The following is a 19,977-nucleotide window of genomic DNA, read 5'->3' on the forward strand; positions in this document are numbered from 1 at the left end:
TTATCCCCTATAGAAGAGACAACGATGAACATTCGTGACTTGGAGTATTTGGTTGCGTTGGCTGAACACCGACATTTTCGCAAAGCCGCTGAGGCTTGCTTTGTCAGCCAGCCGACCTTGAGTGGCCAAATTCGTAAACTGGAGGATGAACTCGGCGTCAGCTTACTTGAGCGTACCAGTCGTCGGGTTCTGTTCACCGATGCCGGTATGAGGTTAGTACAGCAAGCACGTAACGTATTGCGGGAAGTCACAATTTTAACCGAATTGGCCAGTGAGCAAGGTGAAAGTATGACCGGCCCCCTACATATTGGCTTTATTCCCACCGTGGGGCCGTATCTATTACCCAAAATCATTCCGATGCTGCGAGATTGTTTCCCAGATTTAGAGCTGTTTATTCATGAGGGACAAACCCAGCAACTGGTTCAGCAGTTGGAAGAAGGCAAGCTCGATTGCGTTATCCTGGCCTCTGTCGAAGAAACACAGCACCTTAAAGAGCTGCCACTCTATGATGAGCCGATGTTGCTTGCGGTCAACGAAAAGCACCGGTTGGCGGAATGTGCTGAAGTTGCGCTTGATGTGTTAGACGGGGAAACCTTGTTGATGCTGGGCGATGGCCACTGTTTGCGCGATCAAGCCATGGGCTTTTGTTTTAAAGTCGGTGCGCAAGAGGATCAACGTTTCCGCGCGACCAGTCTAGAAACGTTACGCAACATGGTGGCCGCAGGAAGTGGGATTACCTTATTGCCTCAGCTGTCCGTGCCTGCCGATAAACGCGATGGTGTGGTGTATATCCCCATTACGTCACCGACGCCGTCGCGACAAATCACGCTCGATTATCGCCCTGGATCACCGTTACGAGGACGATATGAACAGCTTGCGGACGCCATTGGTGGCCAGATGACCGCGATAAGGAGCGGCTTAAATCACCGCTAACACAAGATACTGGCATTGAGGTGACAACGCCCACGGATGTGGGCGTTGTGGTTTAAGCGTTTATCGAGTTAAAACAAGGATTCCGTGCTGGACTCGTAAATGTTGCCATCAGGCTGAGCCGATACATATTCTGTCGGCTCGGTGCCTTTGATAAAGTACTCAAACATCGAGGTATGATCGGTTTTTCTTGTCAGCAGTCCGGTCTCGCGATCGATCCGTACTTTGACTATGCCGGACGGCACCACTTTATTTTGCTCTGGCACGTCAGCGAGAGCTTGTTGCATAAAGTCAATCCAAGCAGGTTCTGCGGTTTTCGCGCCAGATTCCGCCCCATAAATCGGTTGACGCTCGTCGCCTAAATTAGCATTACGAGTGGTGCGACCGAGTTCACGCGAATGATCATCAAAGCCAACCCAAACCGTGGTGACGATACCTGGGCCATAGCCAGTGTACCAAGTATCCTTTGAGTCATTGGTGGTCCCGGTTTTACCGCCGATATCGCGACGTTTAAGCGCTTGAGCGCGCCAGCCCGTGCCGTTCCAACCGGTGCCATAACGCCAATCGCCGCCGCCCCAAATGTTGCTTTGCATCATTTCGCGCACTAAGAAGGCATTTTGTTCATCAATCACTTGCTTGGCATTGCTCGCTGTTGGTTGGTCATTACCATTGTCCGTCAATAAGTTTTGCTCATTAAACGGGTCAGCCTTTTCCGGTTTGCGCTCACAGTGGTCGCATATAACCGGTGGGTTGGCACGATAGATCTCCGCGCCGAAGGGGGTTTCAACGCGATCAATGATAAAAGGCTCCATAAAATAGCCGCCATTGGCAAACACGCTAAAGCCTTGTGCCATTTCGACGGGGGTTAAGCTGCCTGCGCCGAGTGCAATGGCTTCGGCGCGAGGGAGATCATCACGTTTAAAGCCAAAGCGAGTCAGATAATCTAAGGTATCGTCCAAGCCAACACGACGGAGGACACGCACAGCCATCACGTTTTTCGATTGTGCCAGTCCAAGGCGAGCACGTAGTGGCCCTTCATAACGTGGCGGCGAGTTTTTCGGACGCCATGCCACCCCTTGGCTGCGATCCCAACGGTTAATGGGCGCGTCATTGATAAGGCTGGCTAGCGTCATTCCCTCATTGACTGCGGCGGAGTAAATAAAGGGCTTGATACTTGAGCCCACTTGGCGAACTGACTGTGTGGCACGGTTAAACTTGGAGTGGACAAAGTTAAACCCACCGACCAAGGCTTTGATTGCCCCCGTTGACGGAGACATAGAAACTAAGGCCGTATTGGTGGTAGGTACTTGCGCCAAATGCCAGCTGTCATTGACGCGACGAATAAACACTTGTTGGCCACTGGCGAGGAACGCATCAGCGCGTTTAGGGGCCGGCCCTTGACGGCTATCAGTAATGTATGGGCGCGCCCAGTCGAGTCCTTTCCAAGGCAGCTCGATATCACGACCATTAGGGCCGACAACCTGAGCCGATTGTGCCTTTACATCGGTCACGACCGCAGGCTCCAAGGGGCCGTAACTGGGTTGCTTGGCAAGGTGATCAACAATACGTTGATGTTGCCAGCGTTCGCTAGGTGCTTGCCAAAGCGTGGCTACTGGGCCACGAAAACCATGGCGTCGGTCATAGGCGAGGATATTCTCTATGGCGGCGTGATTGGCCGCGCGCTGCATATCCGCATCCACACTGGTGAAAATACGTACCCCTGAGGTATAGGCGTCTTCGCCAAGCGCATCGACCGCCCAAGCCCTAGCCATTTCAGCAACATAGGGTGCTGAGAGTTCTATTTCGGCGCCATGGTAGCTGGCGACAATAGGCTCGTTTTTCGCTTGCTGGTATTCCGCATTAGAAATGTAGCCCTCATTCAACATCCGGCCGAGCACTACGTTCCGTCGCTCGGTTGAGCGTGAAAGCGAGTAAAGTGGGTTCATGGTGGAGGGCGCTTTGGGTAACCCCACGATCACGGCCATTTCGCTTAAGGTCAGTTGATCTAAGGTTTTGCCAAAATACACGTGTGCGGCTGCCCCTACGCCATAAGAGCGATACCCCAAGAAGACTTTGTTGAAATAGAGCTCAAGGATCTCTTCTTTACTGAGCAATTGTTCGATATGCACCGCGATAAAAATTTCTTTTATCTTGCGCATAATTCGCTTTTCGTTGGTCAGGAAGAAGTTTCGTGCTAGCTGTTGGGTGATGGTGCTGGCACCTTGCTTGGCACTGCCAGACATGGCGACAACCGCCGCGGCACGAACAATACCAATAGGATCAATGCCTGGGTGTTGATAAAAGCGGCTATCTTCGGTGGCAATTAAGGCATCAATCATGGGTTGAGGTATATCCTCGAGTTTGACTGGAATACGCCGTTTTTCGCCGAATTGCGAGATTAACTCACCATCTGCGCTATAGACCTGCATCGGAGTTTGTAGCTCAACATCTTGCAATGTCGCCACATCGGGGAGGTCGGGTTTCACATAAAGGTAAAACCCAAAGATTGTTGTGACTCCAAGCACTGTGCAAACCAGTGCAAAGATAAGCAAACGCTTTATGAACTTCACCTGAGATTTCCCGTTTCGTTGCCGTTTAGCCGTTTAATAATCATACGTGAGTAGTATAAAGGCACCAGCATAAAAAATAACCCGTGATGAGGACAGTTTTGTAAATACTGACCTTACTCTGACGTTGGAGCCTAACACGAAATGATTCCAAGTTCGGCAGTTTTAGGTATCGCTTTGGGCCAAACGGAAAGCCACGCGATTGCGCTATGCCCGTCCCCTTCATCCTTCAAGGTTTCCGGGCATCATATCTTGACCGCTGGTGATGAAGACACCCTGACAACCACGATGAAAACGCTCAAAGACACACTATTGAGCCGAGTATCCTGGTATCAACGTTTGTCACCGAGTGTGGTGGTAGGCGTTGAGGATGACACCGTGATCAGTAAGACCCTGATGGCAGCCGATGTGGATGATCCTCTCGAGCAGGAAGCCGTGGTCGGACAAGCATTAGGCATGGCGCTCAATATGGAAATTAGTGGTCTTTTCTTCGATTTCACCAAACAGCATGCGTTGAACCATCAGTCAGGACAGGCGCAGTACCAGGTAGTGGCCTGTCGCCAACAGACACTCACGCCAATACTTTCGGCGTTGAAAGACGTGGGATTAAAGGTAAGTGTTGTCGATACGCAGCAGCATGGGCTGCAAGCAGTTTATGATGCGTTGATAGGTCACTACCAACCACAGACTTCACCGCTATGGCTACATCTTGATGCCGGCAAGTTGACGGCGGTGCGCGCGTTATCCGATGGCGGGCTGTACCAACAATCTTTGACCGTCGCAATGCCGCTAGGAGGATCTGGCTCAGAAGGCGAGGCAACAGCGTCCTCTCGCGTTCTACAACAACATTTGGAACATGCCTATCAACGCGTGGAGAGCGAACACGCGGTGCCTATCTCAACCCTATGGCTAAGCGGTCACTGGCCCAGCGACATTCTCTGCCCCTCATCTGCCCAACGTGTGTTTATTCAACCTGGCGAACCCTTTGGCGCGTCCTCTCTAAGCCCTCATGCTTGCTCGGCGCTTGGGCTTGCGCTCCGAGGAGCGAGCGGTTCATGAGGATTAACTTACTCCCCTGGCGCGCGCAAGTGCAACGTCGACAGGCACGCTATTTTATCCTGCAAACCCTTGCGGTTGCGGGGAGCGCACTGATCATCGTGATGGGATTCATCCAGTGGCAGCATTATCAGATAGTGGGGCAGCAACACCGTAATCAACAACTTGAACAAGGCATCACGCAGTTTAAACAAACCTTAGTGCGCTTTGAGCAACAAGACACTAAACGTCGCGCCTTGCAATCACGGCTCGGGTTGGTCAATCAACTGCAAAGACAGCGTAATAATGTCACTGGGGTACTCAACTTTATACCGACGGTGATGCCTGCTGGTGCCTATTTAACCCGGTTGGCTCAACAAAAAGGCCATATCCGTTTAGAAGGGTGGGTGAATTCAAACGCAGAGCTCGCGCGTTTGCTGGCCGCGTTGGAAGCGCAGCAAGCGGTAGAGGCGCTCGATATCGATACCGTAGTGACGGGTGATCACACCGTCGGGCCCAATAAACGGTTTCGACTGAGCTTTTCACTGACACACTATGTTTCCCCCCAATTACCGGAGCGCGAGGAGGACGAACAGTGATGGATTCGATGGCATGGGAGTGGCGACGACTACCGTTTGCGCCTTGGTCGGTAAAGCTGAGTTTATGGGGTGCTTTACTGACAGTGATGGGGTATGTCGGCTGGTTAGGCGCTGGACAGCCAAATCAAGCGACCTTGCTTGATGCTCACCGGCAAGAGTCTCACCTGAAAGCACGTTATCGACAGTTAGCGCATGAGGTGGCTGCGTTACCCGATGTCCAGGCGCAAATAGAGACGCTTAATCAACGCTACGCAAGACTGATTCAGCAATTGCCTGAGGAAGAAGAGCTCGCGGGCCTGCTGGCTGGTGTGAACGAGGTGGGGATGCGTCACCAGTTGCAGTTTGAAACGCTCGCATGGCAGCCGAGAAAGCAAGGAAGCTGGCTAGACGCCATTCCAATCAACATTGTCCTTGAAGGCCAGTATCGAGATATTGGCGCGTTCAGTGCCGATATTGCCGCGATGACTCGCTTAGTGTCATTGCAGGACTTTGTCCTCGCGCGCGAGACCGAACAGCCGCCGTCTGCAGCGCCATTGCAATTTTCGGTGTCTGCGACGACGTATCGCTATACCGGCCGCCCCGCGCTCAATCAACCCACAAACTAGGACGCGTCATGTTAAGAGCCTGTGTATTTGTGTTGATCGTGATCTTGAGTGGTTGTCAAAAAACGGATGATGACATTCATCAGTTTATGCGCCAGGTGCAAGCGCAAGCGACGGTTACCGCGACACGCACGCCGCCGCCTAGTGTTTATCAACCTGTCCCTTTTGCAAAAGAAACGCGCGATCCATTTGTTCTGTCGGTCGCATCGGACCCACAACGGATGTCTCCTGGTGACTGCTGGCAACCGGCCTTGCATTGGCGTGACAGTCCGCTTTCAACCTTACCTTTAGCACAACTTGAAATGAAAGGAAGCCTCACGAAAGGGGGGCAAAAACAGGCACTCATTGCTTTGCCGAATGGGATGGTCAAGCAAGTCGCACGTGGCGACCGGCTTGGTGAACACCACGGCCGAGTGATGGCGGTGACGCGTGATCATGTCGCGATAAACCAGGCACTACCTGATGGTTTAGGATGCTGGCAGCAACGGACCGTGACGCTTTCAATCGAACCTAACCTGTCGTAAAGGATAACTGTTATGATGATTTTCGCGGCGTATAACGCCCGATATACCCTTATACCGTGGTCGCTTGTGCGCGTGGCGCTGATCCTGGTGTGTTTTATGGGCGCGTCCGCTCAGGCTGCGGAGATGACAACCTTGAGCCAGTTGCAGTTAACCCGCTCTGCTCAGGGAGAGGCGCAACTGATTTTGGGCTTCGACAGCCCTGCGATCATGGCGGATTTTCGTCAGCCCAGCGCCGATCAACTCCATATCCGATTACCGCAGGTAACGATTAAACCGTCATTAATGAAGCGGATCGATGCCCAAGACAGGGATTCGGCAATTACGGCGATCGATGTGTCGCAATCCTCTGGACACGCAAAAATTTATCTGCAAGCGGCGCAAGCGATCGCCTTTGATTACCATCAACAAAAACAACAGTTAGTGGTAACCATACAAGCCACCGAACCGACGACACCTGCATCCTTTGATCCGAATGCACCGATATCGATCAACTTCCAAGACATTCCAGTTCGTGCTGTGCTCCAACTGATTGCCGAGCAAAATCAGTTTAATTTAGTCACCTCAGACAGTGTTCAGGGCAATATCACCATGCGGATTGACGGTGTGCCTTGGCAAGACGTGTTAGAGGTTATCTTAAGAGTGAAAGGGTTGGACAAGCGTCAACGTGGCGAGGTGATGCTTGTTGCCCCTCGTCGAGAGCTGATGGCGCAAGAAAAGCAGGATTTGGAAATGGCGCAGCAAGCAGAAACCTTGTTGCCGCTATCGTCGGCGGTTATCACGGTAAATTATGCCAAAGCCAGCGAGGTAGCCGCATTAATTCGCGGTCAAACGCAAGGCGTGAGCTTGTTATCTCCAAGGGGGGCGGTGTCGCTGGATGAGCGGACCAATGCGATCATCATTCGCGATATTGACAAGAACATTGATCGTATCCGCACCTTGGTTCAGCACCTCGATGTGCCGGTTAAGCAGGTGGAAATCGAAGCGCGTATTGTCACGGTAGAGCAAGGTTCGGTCGACGAGCTTGGCGTACGTTGGGGGCTTTTGAATCGCAACGGCTCAACCACGGTGGGATCGTCGGTCGAAGGGAATATCATGTGGGATAGCGATTTGGCGCAGCAAGGTCCTGACAGCCTAAATGAAGCCGCCGGTGAGGGGAGCAGTATTGGTGATTTCCTCAATGTTAATTTAGCTGCAGTCAATCCTTCTGCCTCGAGCATGGCCTTTCAAGTGGCTAAGTTAGGCAACGATTTACTGCTCGATTTGGAGCTTTCTGCGCTCGAGAGCGAACGAAAAGCCGAAGTGGTCTCGAGCCCAAGATTAATCACCACCAATAAAAAAGCCGCCTATATTGAACAAGGGACGGAGTTGCCCTATTTAGAAGCTTCTTCCAGTGGGGCGGTGGCCGTCTCTTTTAAGAAAGCAGTGTTGAGTTTGTCGGTCACGCCTCAGATCACGCCGGATAATACGTTGGTGCTGGATTTAAAGCTGACCCAAGATATGCCGGAAAAGTCGGTCGTGGCCGGAAAAGGTGAGGCGATGTCGATCAGTACCAAACGGATCAATACCCAAGTCTTGGCGCGGAATGGCGAAACCGTGGTCTTAGGTGGCATTTTTCAGCACACGATGATCAACAAAGAAACCAAAGTGCCTCTCCTTGGGGATATTCCCTTGCTCGGAGGTTTGTTTCGGCATCAGTTAAAAGACCATGCAAAACGCGAACTTCTGATCTTTGTGACCCCTAAAATCGTCACAGGGTAGGTTAGGTGTTGCCAAAGGGGTCACTGTCCTGAGATAATTTTTAATCTGATCACGAAATATCTGTGAGGAATTGGCGCCTCGGGCTTTTTACATTAAGCCTGCGGGCGGTGTTGTCTTATTTAACCGCGCGTAAAATTGCTTAAAATGGCTGAAAAACGAAACATCTTTTTGGTAGGCCCTATGGGGGCTGGTAAAAGCACAATTGGTCGTCATCTCGCTCAGCAACTTCACATGGAATTCTATGATTCTGATTCAGTGATTGAAGATCGTACTGGAGCAGACATTGCATGGGTCTTTGACGTTGAGGGTGAAGAAGGTTTCCGTAAACGCGAAGAAAACGTGATAAACGACCTCACTGAAGAGCAAGGTATCGTTCTCGCGACTGGCGGTGGCTCGATTATGAGCAAAGAAAGCCGTAATCGCCTCTCTGCTCGTGGGGTGGTGGTGTATTTGGAAACCACCATCGAAAAGCAGCTCGCACGTACCCAACGCGATAAGAAACGACCATTGTTGCAAACTGACCAACCACGTGAAGTGCTGGAGTCATTGGCAGAAGAACGTAATCCTTTGTATCAAGAAATTGCGGATTACGTTGTACGAACTGATGATCAAAGCGCTAAAGTGGTGGCAAATCAAATCATGGCGCTCTTAGAGCAGCAATAACCGACCACAGGACCCGACCATGGAACGGATAGACGTTAACTTAGGGGCACGTAGCTACCCTATCTCGATTGGTGAAGGGCTTTTAGCAGATGCGAGCCTGTTTGAGGGCGTCCATTCCCGTCGGGTTGCTGTCATTAGCAATGAGACAGTGATGCCGCTTTATGGCACCACTCTGGTCTCAACCCTTCAGCGGGCAGGCGCAACTGATGTAGCCTGCCTTAGCTTGCCTGATGGTGAAGCGTATAAATCGCTCGAAACGTTTAACACCATCAACACCTTTCTTTTAGAAAATAATTATAACCGTGATGTCGTGCTCGTCGCCCTCGGGGGCGGCGTGATTGGCGATATTGTTGGATTTGCCAGTGCTTGTTACCAGCGCGGCGTTGATTTTATTCAAGTTCCCACGACATTACTGTCGCAAGTCGATTCGTCCGTCGGTGGGAAAACAGCAATTAATCATCCTCTTGGCAAAAACATGATTGGCGCATTTTATCAACCCAAAGCGGTGGTGATTGATACGCAGGTGCTAAGCACCTTGCCCGGTCGTGAGTTTGCTGCGGGGATGGCAGAAGTGATCAAGTATGGTGTGATTGCCGATGCCCCTTTCTTTGATTGGCTTGACAGTGAAATGGTGGCGCTGACCGCGCTCTCTCCTGATGCATTGATTTATGCGATAAGACGTTGTTGTCAAATCAAAGCCGATGTGGTGGCCGAAGATGAAACCGAAACAGGCGTACGCGCGCTGTTGAATTTGGGGCACACGTTTGGTCATGCGATTGAAGCCGAAATGGGCTATGGCAATTGGCTTCATGGTGAAGCGGTCTCGGCTGGAACCGTGTTGGCGGCAAAAACGGCGTGCCAGCATGGCTTGATTGATGAAAAAACGGTTACTCGCATCACGGTCCTGTTACAAAGTGCACATCTTCCCGTGAAGGCTCCCCGTGAAATGGACTACGATGCTTTTATTAAGCACATGATGCGTGATAAAAAAGTGCTTTCAGGACAGTTGCGTCTGGTTTTACCAACGGCGATAGGCCAGGCTCAAGTGGTTGCAGATGTTCCACACCAGCTAATCGCTGATGTGATTGATGCCGGTTAACCATTGAATGCATGACAGACACGTTTGATACGCTAGCTCTGGATCTGGAAAGCCAAACCCAGCTCCTTTCTCGACTGCAATTTATCACTCGATTTAGCGCGAATCTGATCCAAGTCACCGGGCCTGATGGGGCGGGTAAAACCTGGTTAAGTGAGCGCTACATGGAGCAGTGGGCGGATGCCCATGTTCATGCCTTACTCGCGTGCCATACGGCACAAAGCGATGACCAACGTCGCGCTATCTTGCTGCGACAAATTGTCAAAGACGGTGTTTTTAATCAAGCGGATCCGCTGCTAGATAGCTTGACGATGATGCTTGACGGGGCTGGGTGTGATGCACTCATTGTGATTGATGATGCGCATCGGCTGACTCCTGGATTACTGTCTGAGCTATGGGCGTTGGTGCAATATGCACAGCATCAAGCACACTGGCGGATTAATGTTGTACTCTTTGCCTTGCCAGGAAAGTTGAACAAGTGGCTACGTCAGGTGTCTTACGGGCACGACCAAAAGCCGCTGGAGCTCGAGATTTCGCCGCTTAATGACGGTGAAGAAGAGATGTTCATCGATGTGTTAGCCGTTACGCAACGTATTGATGCAGCGGGCAAAAAACAGTGGTTAGCTAAGCTTGCTAATCAAACCGTTTACCCCGGCACCATCATGGGAAAGGACAATCAGGAGATAGGCGCTGTGAGTAAAGACAATAAAAAGCCCGCGAAAAATAATAAACCCTTTTTAATGCTGCTGTTGGCCGTGGTGCTGATGATTGTGGGTGCCGGTGCGATCTGGTGGGCTTTTCCGAGTCAAGATGACGCCTCGTCGGCTGAGACAATGCTCCCTGACGGGTTAAAAAACTTGGATGATTTACTCAACGAGCAGCAAGCGACCACTGACCCACAAACCCTTGATGGGCAAGTGACGGGCCAAGATAGCAACTCGGCAGCGGATCAAACCGACACCGTGGCGGGATCGAACGCAGCGGTGACCGATGATCAGGCGAATTTACCGCAGGAAGTCAACGGTGAGGGGTTAACCGTCGGTCGCAATGATGCGGGCCAGAGAGTGGTTTTACCTGATGATGTTGTCGACGCCATTATTAACGAACAAGATGCCGGTGGCGATGGCACCCAGGCGGTTGAGGAACCACTTGCTAGCGAGATTAACCAAGCGATTCCTGCGCCCGCGACACCGGATCAGCCCTCAGATGTGACGCAGGCGCAATCGCAAAATAGCGCCGCTTTGTCGTCTACAGAGACAGCATCTACAGAGACAGCGTCGACAGCGGACGCGGCCAGTGATAATCGCTTGTCTTTTGACGCGCAAGCTTTGCTTGATGTACCTGCCCAGCGTTATGCCCTGCAGCTCGCAGCGTTGCGTTCACGTCAAGATGCGACAGACTTTATCGCTAACTACCAACTGAGTGATCGGGTTCAGGTGTATCAAACCCAACGCAACAATGCTGACTGGTACATGGTGTTACTGGGTGATTATGCCAGCGTCACGGATGCGCGTCGTGCGGAACTGACATTGGCGGATAATCTGCGGGCGCTGCAGCCGTTTGTGAAGTCTTTTAGTCAGGTTCACCGTGAAATCAACCGCGCAAATGGGCAGTAAAATCCGCTGATTGATGAGCCAAAATAGGGTACAATCCGCCCCTTTTCACACCGCAGAGATAGATCAGGGGCAATGAGAAAGCATCGCGCGTTTCTAAAGTGGGCTGGTGGCAAATACTCGCTAGTCGATGACATTCGTCGTCATCTTCCCGAAGGGAACACGCTTATCGAGCCCTTCGTCGGTGCTGGATCGGTATTTCTAAACACCGATTACGAACATTACATTCTGGCTGACATCAACCCAGATCTTATCAACCTATACAATATTATTAAGCAAACGCCGTTGCGTTTTGTGGCGGATGCGCGCGTCTTCTTTTGCCAAGAGTACAACCAAAAAGAGCGCTATCTAGATGTCCGCCGGGAGTTTAACCTTACCACAGACCCTTATTTACGCTCGCTGTACTTTTTGTATATGAATCGTCACGGCTTTAATGGCTTGTGTCGGTACAATAAAAAAGGCGGCTTCAATGTCCCATTTGGGTCGTACAAAAAGCCATATTTTCCGGAAAAAGAGCTCGCGATCTTTGCAGAAAAGGCCCAGCGTGCAGAATTTGTATGTGAAGGGTATGGGGAGAGTTTTGCTCGGGCGACGAAAGGAACAGTGATTTATTGCGACCCTCCTTACGCGCCTTTAACTGCTACGGCGAATTTTACCACCTACGCCACCAATGGTTTTACGCTGGATGATCAAGCCTTGCTGGCTGAGCATGCTGAGCAAGCGTCGTTGGCCCAAGGGGTGCCGGTATTAATCTCCAATCACGATACGCCCTATACACGCCGTTTATATCGTGGCGCGAGTTTTAATGTGGTGAAAGTTAAGCGTACCATCAGCCGTAATGGCAATGGTCGTAATAAGGTAGATGAGCTATTGGCACTTTTTTCCCCTCAGCCATCCACGCCTTAAGCGCTGTTGCATCAAAGCGCTGTTGCCCCAAAGCGCTCACGTCAACCAGCTCACGATCACCAGCAGCGCGCCAATGACGAGTCCGATCATGATAACGCCGGTAATGATATAAATTGCCGGTGAATCATAGCCGAAATCTCGCTCGCGATTGCGTTGTGATTGCACCCCAAACAAAGCAGCGATGACACTTGTTACTACCTGTTTCAGTCTAGGTTTTTCGCCCATCCTGCCTCCATTTTCAGCCTCTGTTTTTACTCTAGTTAATTCTCTGGCACTTGCCAGTGTTCGCTGAGATTAAGCATGGTTAAGGTAAGACTTCATGGCTGATATCGGGTAGAATTACGGCGACTTTTTGGCAATTGAGGCGACCGCACTATGAAGGATTTTTTGATTGCGCCATCGATTTTATCTGCAGACTTTGCCCGATTGGGCGAAGAAGTTGAAAACGTATTGGCGGCGGGTGCAGATGTGATTCACTTTGATGTGATGGATAACCATTACGTTCCGAACCTGACATTTGGTGCCCCGGTTTGTCAGGCTTTACGTGACTATGGGATCACCGCACCGATTGATGTTCACTTGATGGTTAAGCCGGTCGACCGCATTATTCCTGATTTTGCTAAAGCGGGCGCGAACATGGTGACGTTTCATGCTGAAGCCAGTGAGCATATTGACCGCACGTTGCAGTTGATCAAAGAGCACGGCATGCAAGCGGGTTTGGTCTTTAACCCGGCAACGCCGCTCCACCACTTAGATTATGTGATGGATAAGCTCGATATGATCCTGCTGATGTCGGTCAATCCTGGGTTTGGCGGCCAGTCTTTTATTCCCACCACCTTAGATAAACTGCGTGAGGTCCGTCAGCGTATTGATGCCAGCGGGCGAGATATTCGTCTGGAAATTGACGGCGGTGTAAAGGCCAATAACATTGCAGACGTTGCCCAAGCGGGCGCGGATATGTTTGTCGCAGGGTCGGCCATTTTTGGTCAACCGGATTATAAAACCGCAATTGAAGAAATGCGTGCCGAACTGGCAAAAGTAGAAAGGTAATGAAGTCGTATGAGCCTGCGTTATATTGCATTTGATTTAGATGGCACCTTGGTTGATAGCGTGCCCGATTTGACCCAAGCGCTGCAGATGATGCTGGCGGATTTGGACCGGCCAACAGTGAGTGTAGCCGAGGTGACCGGTTGGATAGGGAATGGTGCGGATATTATGATTCGTCGCGCATTGTCCCGTGCGCATGATCATGATCCAGCGCTTGACCCTGAGCTGGTCGCAACTGCACGCACGCGTTTTAATTACCATTATGAGCACAATGGTCACGAAAAAACCGTGCTCTACCCTGGCGTGAAAGAGACCCTAACCGCATTGCACCAGCAGGGATATCAGCTGGGCGTCGTCACGAATAAACCGATCGCTTTCGTGCCCGCTATTTTAGAGGATTTAGGTTTAGCGCCCTTGTTCAGTGATGTGATTGGTGGTGATAGTCTGTCAACCAGCAAACCTGACCCAGAAGGCTTGCACCTGTTGCGCGATAAGTATGGGTTAACCAATGCCCAGATGTTGATGGTCGGTGACTCAAAAAATGATATCTTAGCAGCACACAATGCGGGAATGGCCTCCGTTGGCCTCACTTATGGCTACAACTACGGTGAGCCAATCAGTGACAGCCAACCCAGCTATGTGCTGGACCATTTTAGCCAACTAGAGGCAGTGGTGGCTAATTACTCCGCGTAACGCTTTCAACCAGCAAATAAGACCGCCCACACGGGCAACATGTAAAGGAACCGAATCATCATGAGTCAATCTTCGAAACCCATTGTATTGAGTGGTGTGCAGCCCTCAGGCGAGCTGAGTATTGGTAATTATCTGGGCGCGTTGCGTCAGTGGGAACAGATGCAAGATGATTATGATTGTCAGTACTGTGTGGTGGATTTACATGCCATTACGGTTCACCAAGATGCGGATGCCTTGCGCGAAGCGACTTTAGATGCGCTGGCGCTGTGTCTCGCGGTGGGAGTCAGTCCAGAAAAAAGCAACTTGTTTGTCCAGTCCCACGTGCCTGAGCATGCTCAACTCAGCTGGGTGTTAAACTGCTACACCCAAATGGGTGAGTTGAATCGGATGACCCAGTTTAAAGATAAGTCGCAGCGCCATGCTGAGAACATTAACGCGGGATTGTTTAGTTATCCGGTATTGATGGCGGCAGACATTCTTTTGTATCAAACCAACCAAGTGCCGGTGGGTAACGATCAAAAGCAGCACCTTGAACTGGCGCGTGACGTGGCGACCCGTTTTAATAATCGCTATGGCGATGTGTTTGCTCTGCCTGAGCCTTACACACCCGATGTCAATGCGCGGGTCATGAGCCTGCAAGATCCGACCAAAAAAATGTCGAAATCTGACGATAACCGTAACAATGTGATCGGGCTGCTCGAAGATCCAAAAGCGATTGCGAAAAAAATCAAACGTGCGGTCACGGACTCAGAAGAGCCGCCGCGTGTCCGTTTTGATAGTGCACAAAAACCGGGTGTTTCCAACTTGCTTGGGTTATTGTCTGGGGCGACGGGTGAGTCAATTGATACGCTAGAAAAAGCGTATGAAGGCAAGATGTATGGCCACCTGAAAAAAGACACTGCAGACGCCGTCGTCGCGATGCTAGAGCCGTTGCAAGCGCGCTATCATGCGTTTCGAGCTGATCGCGCAATGCTCGATAATGTGATGCAAAAAGGGACGGCGCATGCCTCTGCACGGGCACAAGACACCTTACGCAAAGTTTATGATGCGGTCGGTTTTGTGCCACGTGTGTAGCACGCGTTTGTAATAGTACAAACCTGGTACAATCACAAAACAAGTAAGCAGCGGGCCAGTCTCGCTGCTTTTTTGATCAAGGCTGAACCGGCCTCTCACTTCTAACGAATTCATCAATAATCGCTAGCCTCGATGCGATTCATATCACGTCATATTCTGTATCTATCATGAATAATGCATCCGATTTTCGAGTAAACACTCAATTTACGTGAAGGAACAGGTATGAAAAAGCCATTGATGTGGTCGCCCCTTGCTTTGGTGCTGGCCGGCGTTGCACTGCCCGCGGCGGCAAAAGCCCCACCGACTGAAACTTATCAATGTGGTGTGACAACCCCAACCCCCATCTACGCGATTCAAGGTGACGGCGCGCGTAGCCCATTGGTTCCAGACGGGCAGTACCGCTCAGATAAAACTTATGCGGTACAAGGCGTAGTCACTGCCGTTACCCAAGGCTTGTATAAAGGAGCCTGGATACAAGATCCGCAAGGCGATGGTAATCGTGCCACTTCCGATGGCTTATTTGTTTACTTGCGAGGCGCTGATGACCTCAACTTGCAGCCCGGTGACACCTTATGTGCCAGTGGTTACATCAACGAGTATTACGGCCATACCCAACTGGGTGTTACCGATGAACAAGTGGCTAAGGGGACACCTCAGGGGACGATTGCACCGACGGCACTCCGTGTTCAACCCGATGAGACTTTGCACGAGGCACTTGAGCGCTACGAAGGGATGTACGTCACCATGGACGCGGATAGCGATTTGGTGATCACGCGTAACTTTGGCTTTGACTACGATGCCTTCCGTAACAATATGGTGTTATCGCATCAATCCCCTTTATACAAACCCACGCAACAGTATCCCGCGTTAACGCCTGACGCTGAGGCATTAGCCGCGAAAAATAGCGATAACCAGCTGTATATCGAGAGCGATCAAAAAGCGAGAGACGGCGAGATCCCGTATTTTCCAGGCTTAGATGCCGAGCAGGGATATCTACGTATTGGCGCTCGGGTCGAGCGTTTGAGCGGTGTTATGGGTTATAGCTACGACCAATACCGACTTGTTGCAACAAACACCATCACTGCCGGTGATATTGTGCACCAAAATGATCGTCAACCGGCACCGAATAACGTGCCTGGCGCTGACATTAAGGTGGCGAGTTTTAACGTACTTAACTATTTCACCAGCGCCAGTGCGGTCGGTGGCCCACTCAACGTGACCTGTGATGATCGTGCCGATGCCGATGCGAATCGTGGCTGTAACCGTGGGGCGAAAACGGCGGCTGAGTTTGGGTTGCAACGCACTAAAATTGTCAATGCACTCACCGCGATGGACGCCGACATTGTCGGTTTGATGGAAATTGAGAATAATGGCTTTGAGTCTGGCAGCGCCATTGCTGATCTGGTGACCCATTTAAATGCGCAATTTGCTGACTCGCGTGATCATTACCAATTTGTCGAACCCAGTGACCAAGAGAAAAATCAGGGCGCCTATTTTGGCTCAGATGCGATTATGGTGGGCATGATTTATCGCCCCGCGAAGGTCAATCTCGCAGGTGAGGCGCAAGCGGTACCCATGCCAGAGCAGCATATCAGCGGCGAAAGTCCAGACGGAGAAACTAAGACACTCGACAAATACCAGCGTGATAGCCTAATTCAACGTTTTATGGTTAATGACCAGCCGCTCAGTGTGGTGGTGAATCACTTTAAATCGAAAGGCTCAGGCTGCTATGAAGACTGGATTGCGGGTGAGTTTGATACTGATACCGCGGATATGCAGGGACACTGCAATGCGTTTCGCGTGTCTGCCGCCGTTGCATTGCGTGACCATCTCAAAGCGGTCGACGGTGACGTATTAATTTTGGGTGATCTCAATGCTTATGCGCAAGAAGATCCGGTGCGGGTGCTAACGGATTATCAGCGTACTGAGGGCCAGCGCGATATTATCACCGCGGCGGGCACTGAAATTCGTGGTGTGCCTATGCATCCAACGCCAAGCGTCGTTGAGCAAGGTCTTGGTTATACCAACCTCGCAACGCAGTGGTTAGGGGATAAAGCCTACTCGTACTCATTTTCTGGAGAACTGGGCGCGTTAGATCATGCACTCGCCAATGCCAGTTTGGCGAGCAAAGTGGTCGGGGTGGAAGAGTGGCATATTAACTCGGTAGAGAGCACTCTGTTTGAGTACAGCCGACAATATAGCGGAGAATTGGTGAAATCGAGTAATCCATTCTCGTCATCCGATCACGATCCTGTGCTGATCTCACTCGATTATCCTGAGCCCGTGGTCCCCGTCTCGGTGACGATCAATAATCGCAGTTTCTTGCCTATTATCCCCTTACTTAATGGACAAAAAAGTCCGGATCATGCGTGGATGAAATGGCGCGCGACGCGCACCTTTGACCAGGCTAGCCCTTTAGTTCAATCCTTGGCGCTGCAGCCGGATGATTCGATAAGGGTATCCGTGAAAGCGCTAGGGCTGATCCCGGTTTACTGCGGCCGTGCACCTGCAGATAGCGCGATGACGGTTAAATACACCGGATTTCGCTGTCAGCTCACCCAGCCGTAATCTTGTGGCGGGCAGCGAAGGTTGCTCGCACCTGGATGACGCCTATTCAGCACTGTGGTAGCATCATGCCGGTTTTCCATCGCATGGCGTAGCACAGTGCTTCTTATCATCGATAATTACGATTCCTTTACCTATAACCTTTATCAGTACTTTTGTGAGCTGGGCGCATCGGTCCATGTTGCGCGAAATGACGCCATTAGTGTGGCGGATATTGAGGTGATGGCTCCCTCGCACATCGTTATCTCCCCTGGCCCTTGTACCCCGGATGAAGCGGGGATTTCCTTAGCGGTGATTGCACACTTTGCCGGGAAAATTCCAATTTTAGGGGTCTGTCTTGGCTATCAGGCGCTGGCACAAGTATTTGGCGCGAACGTCGTGAGAGCTCGTACGGTAATGCATGGCAAAACGTCCCAAGTTACCCACCAAGGAGAAGGGGTCTTCGCTGGCCTGCCTAGCCCTGTCACTGTCACGCGTTATCATTCTTTATTAGTTGAACCTCAAAGCCTACCTCACTGTTTGGCCGTCACAGCGACCGCTATCGATAACGATGGCAGTGAGATTATAATGGCGCTCAAACATCGGCAGCTGGCGATTGAGGGGGTGCAATTTCATCCGGAAAGTATTCTGACGGAGCAGGGCCATGCCTTGTTAGCCAATTTTCTTCAACAATCTTAGGTAGCGGGGCGGGCAGGTTAATATGTTCGTCTTTTGACGCTCTATCTGTGGCGGCCTCTATCGTACAGTCTTTACCGTATGTCTTCCTTTCTTGAGTCTTTTTTTTCAGCAATGGTTGCAAAAAATAGCGATCTTTATCACTAATTTTACATTTCGCTGTTTTTAATCACTTTGTCAACGGCTGCAACCTTATGCAACTGTCGGTCTTTAGTCCGTTAATCTTGCCTTCTTAGCATCATAGCCTTACTCACTTTCATCTTCTCTTTGCTCACAGTTTATGCATAACTATCTCTTTAAACTGCATGAGCTTTGTTACCATGCTGAAAACAAAACATAATCTGCTATTGCTGCGGTTAAAATAATGTAAATACTATGCCTCATAGATAAAACATAGAAGGATTGAGTGATGACAATGGAGCACAAAGTAGAACGTAAACTCTTCGATGAAGTCATGGTGCCATGTTACAACCCAATGCCGATGATTCCTGATCACGGTAAAGGGTCGCGCATTTGGGACCAAGAAGGCCGAGAGTATATCGATTTTGCCGGTGGTATCGCGGTGAGCTGTTTAGGCCATTGTCATCCGGTCATGGTTGATGCGTTAACCGAGCAAGCCCAGAAACTGTGGCATTTGAGTAATGTCATGACCAATGCGCCCGCGTTGCGTCTGGCTAAACGCCTCACCGAACTCTCATTTGCCGACCGCGTGTTTTACGCTAACTCGGGCGCTGAAGCGAACGAAGCGGCCCTGAAACTGGCACGTCGTTGGGCAAAAGAAGAACATGGTGAGCATAAAAGTGAAATCATTGCCTTTACCAAAGGCTTCCATGGTCGCACCTTCTTTACTGTCACCGTAGGTGGTCAGCCCGCGTATTCCGATGGCTTTGGGCCCAAACCCGGCGATGTAACACACCTTCCTTACAATGACATTGCCGCATTGGCCGATCATATTTCGGACCGAACCTGTGCGGTGATGATGGAGCCTTTACAAGGTGAAGGTGGGATTGTGCCGCCAGAGCCAGGTTTTCTCCAAGCCGTGCGTGAACTGTGTGATAAACACAATGCGCTTTTAGTGTTTGATGAAGTGCAAACGGGGAACGGGCGCACCGGTACTTTTTATGCTTATCAAGAGTCTGGGGTCGAGCCCGATATTTTAGCCACCGCAAAATCACTCGGTGGCGGGATCCCAATTGGTGCCATGTTAACGACCGACGCCTTGGCTGCGCATATGAAGCCGGGGGTTCATGGCTCTACTTATGGCGGTAATCCACTGGCCTGTGCGGTGGCAGAAGCGGTGGTTAATGAAGTGACCAAACCCGACGTGCTTGCCGGTGTCATAGAGCGTGAGCAATGGTTCCGTGACGGGTTAGAAGCGATCAATGATAAATATGGCATCTTCAGTGAAGTGCGTGGCAAAGGCTTGTTACTCGGTGCGGCACTGAACCAAAACTGGGAAGGCCGAGCACGCGATATCTTGGTTGCGGCAGGCGAAGAAGGCTTATTGGTTCTCGTTGCCGGGCCTAATGTGGTGCGTTTTACTCCCTCACTGGTCATTACCAAAGCGGATATTGAAGAAGGAATGGCACGCCTAGAACGTGCGATTGCCAAGGTCGTCGCAGGATAGCGA

At 50.9% G+C, this 19,977-nt stretch carries 18 protein-coding genes; 16 read left to right on the forward strand and 2 right to left on the reverse strand.

Going from position 1 to position 19,977, the window contains the following annotated elements; all coding sequences use genetic code 11:
* Window positions 1-24 precede the first annotated feature (24 nt).
* Entirely contained in the window at window positions 25-933 is a 909-nt protein-coding gene (gene oxyR / locus BZG81_RS00970) for a DNA-binding transcriptional regulator OxyR (protein ID WP_077461548.1), read from the forward strand.
* A gap of 68 nt (window positions 934-1,001) precedes the next feature.
* Here the strand turns inward: oxyR and BZG81_RS00975 are convergent, their stop codons facing one another.
* Window positions 1,002-3,500, reverse strand: coding sequence for a penicillin-binding protein 1A (locus tag BZG81_RS00975; protein WP_077676557.1), 2,499 nt, complete (start codon window positions 3,498-3,500; stop codon window positions 1,002-1,004).
* Window positions 3,501-3,641: 141 nt separating this feature from the next.
* On the opposite strand from BZG81_RS00975, the gene pilM reads away from it, so the two are divergent.
* From pilM to BZG81_RS01015, 9 genes are all read left to right on the forward strand, one after another.
* Window positions 3,642-4,556 (forward strand): pilus assembly protein PilM, encoded by a 915-nt coding sequence (gene pilM / locus BZG81_RS15445; protein ID WP_108743451.1) that lies wholly within the window; start codon window positions 3,642-3,644, stop codon window positions 4,554-4,556.
* Window positions 4,553-5,131, forward strand: a complete 579-nt coding sequence (locus BZG81_RS00980) for a PilN domain-containing protein (RefSeq protein ID WP_158011818.1) — start codon at window positions 4,553-4,555, stop codon at window positions 5,129-5,131. The genes pilM and BZG81_RS00980 overlap by 4 nt, the downstream gene beginning before the upstream one ends.
* A complete protein-coding gene (locus BZG81_RS00985) occupies window positions 5,131-5,736 on the forward strand; it encodes a type 4a pilus biogenesis protein PilO (protein WP_077676559.1) in 606 nt (201 codons plus the stop codon). Before BZG81_RS00980 ends, BZG81_RS00985 begins: the two co-directional genes overlap by 1 nt.
* Before the next feature lie 8 nt (window positions 5,737-5,744).
* Window positions 5,745-6,257 (forward strand): pilus assembly protein PilP, encoded by a 513-nt coding sequence (locus tag BZG81_RS00990; RefSeq protein ID WP_077676560.1) that lies wholly within the window; start codon window positions 5,745-5,747, stop codon window positions 6,255-6,257.
* 12 nt (window positions 6,258-6,269) lie between these two features.
* Window positions 6,270-8,015 carry a type IV pilus secretin PilQ gene (locus BZG81_RS00995; protein ID WP_077676561.1) on the forward strand — a complete coding sequence of 582 codons (1,746 nt, stop codon included), beginning with the start codon at window positions 6,270-6,272 and terminating at the stop codon, window positions 8,013-8,015.
* A gap of 144 nt (window positions 8,016-8,159) precedes the next feature.
* Window positions 8,160-8,678, forward strand: coding sequence for a shikimate kinase AroK (gene aroK, locus BZG81_RS01000; RefSeq protein WP_025739049.1), 519 nt, complete (start codon window positions 8,160-8,162; stop codon window positions 8,676-8,678).
* 19 nt (window positions 8,679-8,697) lie between these two features.
* On the forward strand, window positions 8,698-9,777 hold the full coding sequence (gene aroB, locus BZG81_RS01005; RefSeq protein ID WP_077676562.1) for a 3-dehydroquinate synthase: 1,080 nt from the start codon (window positions 8,698-8,700) through the stop codon (window positions 9,775-9,777).
* 11 nt (window positions 9,778-9,788) lie between these two features.
* Window positions 9,789-11,390 (forward strand): AAA family ATPase, encoded by a 1,602-nt coding sequence (locus BZG81_RS01010; RefSeq protein WP_077676563.1) that lies wholly within the window; start codon window positions 9,789-9,791, stop codon window positions 11,388-11,390.
* A 72-nt stretch (window positions 11,391-11,462) separates the two neighbouring features.
* Complete coding sequence (locus tag BZG81_RS01015) at window positions 11,463-12,293, forward strand: Dam family site-specific DNA-(adenine-N6)-methyltransferase (RefSeq protein WP_077461556.1); 831 nt, start codon at window positions 11,463-11,465, stop codon at window positions 12,291-12,293.
* A gap of 36 nt (window positions 12,294-12,329) precedes the next feature.
* Here the strand turns inward: BZG81_RS01015 and BZG81_RS01020 are convergent, their stop codons facing one another.
* The gene (locus tag BZG81_RS01020) at window positions 12,330-12,518 is read right to left on the reverse strand and encodes a DUF2970 domain-containing protein (RefSeq protein ID WP_037367268.1); all 189 of its coding nucleotides are present in this window, start codon (window positions 12,516-12,518) and stop codon (window positions 12,330-12,332) included.
* A 150-nt stretch (window positions 12,519-12,668) separates the two neighbouring features.
* Between BZG81_RS01020 and rpe the strand changes: the two genes are divergently transcribed.
* From rpe to BZG81_RS01050, 6 genes are all read left to right on the forward strand, one after another.
* Entirely contained in the window at window positions 12,669-13,343 is a 675-nt protein-coding gene (rpe, locus tag BZG81_RS01025) for a ribulose-phosphate 3-epimerase (protein ID WP_025744259.1), read from the forward strand.
* Between the two features lie 9 nt (window positions 13,344-13,352).
* Entirely contained in the window at window positions 13,353-14,033 is a 681-nt protein-coding gene (locus BZG81_RS01030; RefSeq protein WP_077676564.1) for a phosphoglycolate phosphatase, read from the forward strand.
* Between the two features lie 60 nt (window positions 14,034-14,093).
* Entirely contained in the window at window positions 14,094-15,107 is a 1,014-nt protein-coding gene (trpS, locus tag BZG81_RS01035) for a tryptophan--tRNA ligase (RefSeq protein ID WP_198533612.1), read from the forward strand.
* Between the two features lie 222 nt (window positions 15,108-15,329).
* On the forward strand, window positions 15,330-17,675 hold the full coding sequence (locus BZG81_RS01040) for an ExeM/NucH family extracellular endonuclease (protein WP_077676566.1): 2,346 nt from the start codon (window positions 15,330-15,332) through the stop codon (window positions 17,673-17,675).
* A gap of 96 nt (window positions 17,676-17,771) precedes the next feature.
* Entirely contained in the window at window positions 17,772-18,350 is a 579-nt protein-coding gene (locus BZG81_RS01045; protein WP_077461562.1) for an anthranilate synthase component II, read from the forward strand.
* 406 nt (window positions 18,351-18,756) lie between these two features.
* The gene (locus tag BZG81_RS01050) at window positions 18,757-19,974 is read left to right on the forward strand and encodes an aspartate aminotransferase family protein (protein ID WP_077668927.1); all 1,218 of its coding nucleotides are present in this window, start codon (window positions 18,757-18,759) and stop codon (window positions 19,972-19,974) included.
* Window positions 19,975-19,977 lie beyond the last annotated feature (3 nt).

This window comes from Salinivibrio sp. MA607 (genome assembly GCF_001996245.1).
GTDB classification, from domain to species: Bacteria; Pseudomonadota; Gammaproteobacteria; order Enterobacterales; family Vibrionaceae; genus Salinivibrio; species Salinivibrio costicola.

Bases quoted from the DNA above. Each gene is read 5' to 3' on its own strand.
- BZG81_RS01030 (WP_077676564.1), top strand. From the start codon at position 13,353: ATGAGCCTGCGTTATATTGCATTTGATTTAGATGGCACCTTGGTTGAT.
- BZG81_RS01040 (WP_077676566.1), top strand. From the start codon at position 15,330: ATGAAAAAGCCATTGATGTGGTCGCCCCTTGCTTTGGTGCTGGCCGGC.
- BZG81_RS00995 (WP_077676561.1), top strand. From the start codon at position 6,270: ATGATGATTTTCGCGGCGTATAACGCCCGATATACCCTTATACCGTGG.
- oxyR (WP_077461548.1), top strand. From the start codon at position 25: ATGAACATTCGTGACTTGGAGTATTTGGTTGCGTTGGCTGAACACCGA.
- BZG81_RS01015 (WP_077461556.1), top strand. From the start codon at position 11,463: ATGAGAAAGCATCGCGCGTTTCTAAAGTGGGCTGGTGGCAAATACTCG.
- BZG81_RS00985 (WP_077676559.1), top strand. From the start codon at position 5,131: ATGGATTCGATGGCATGGGAGTGGCGACGACTACCGTTTGCGCCTTGG.
- pilM (WP_108743451.1), top strand. From the start codon at position 3,642: ATGATTCCAAGTTCGGCAGTTTTAGGTATCGCTTTGGGCCAAACGGAA.
- BZG81_RS01020 (WP_037367268.1), bottom strand. From the start codon at position 12,518: ATGGGCGAAAAACCTAGACTGAAACAGGTAGTAACAAGTGTCATCGCT.
- BZG81_RS01050 (WP_077668927.1), top strand. From the start codon at position 18,757: ATGACAATGGAGCACAAAGTAGAACGTAAACTCTTCGATGAAGTCATG.
- BZG81_RS01010 (WP_077676563.1), top strand. From the start codon at position 9,789: ATGACAGACACGTTTGATACGCTAGCTCTGGATCTGGAAAGCCAAACC.
- BZG81_RS00980 (WP_158011818.1), top strand. From the start codon at position 4,553: ATGAGGATTAACTTACTCCCCTGGCGCGCGCAAGTGCAACGTCGACAG.
- BZG81_RS00990 (WP_077676560.1), top strand. From the start codon at position 5,745: ATGTTAAGAGCCTGTGTATTTGTGTTGATCGTGATCTTGAGTGGTTGT.
- aroK (WP_025739049.1), top strand. From the start codon at position 8,160: ATGGCTGAAAAACGAAACATCTTTTTGGTAGGCCCTATGGGGGCTGGT.
- trpS (WP_198533612.1), top strand. From the start codon at position 14,094: ATGAGTCAATCTTCGAAACCCATTGTATTGAGTGGTGTGCAGCCCTCA.
- rpe (WP_025744259.1), top strand. From the start codon at position 12,669: ATGAAGGATTTTTTGATTGCGCCATCGATTTTATCTGCAGACTTTGCC.
- aroB (WP_077676562.1), top strand. From the start codon at position 8,698: ATGGAACGGATAGACGTTAACTTAGGGGCACGTAGCTACCCTATCTCG.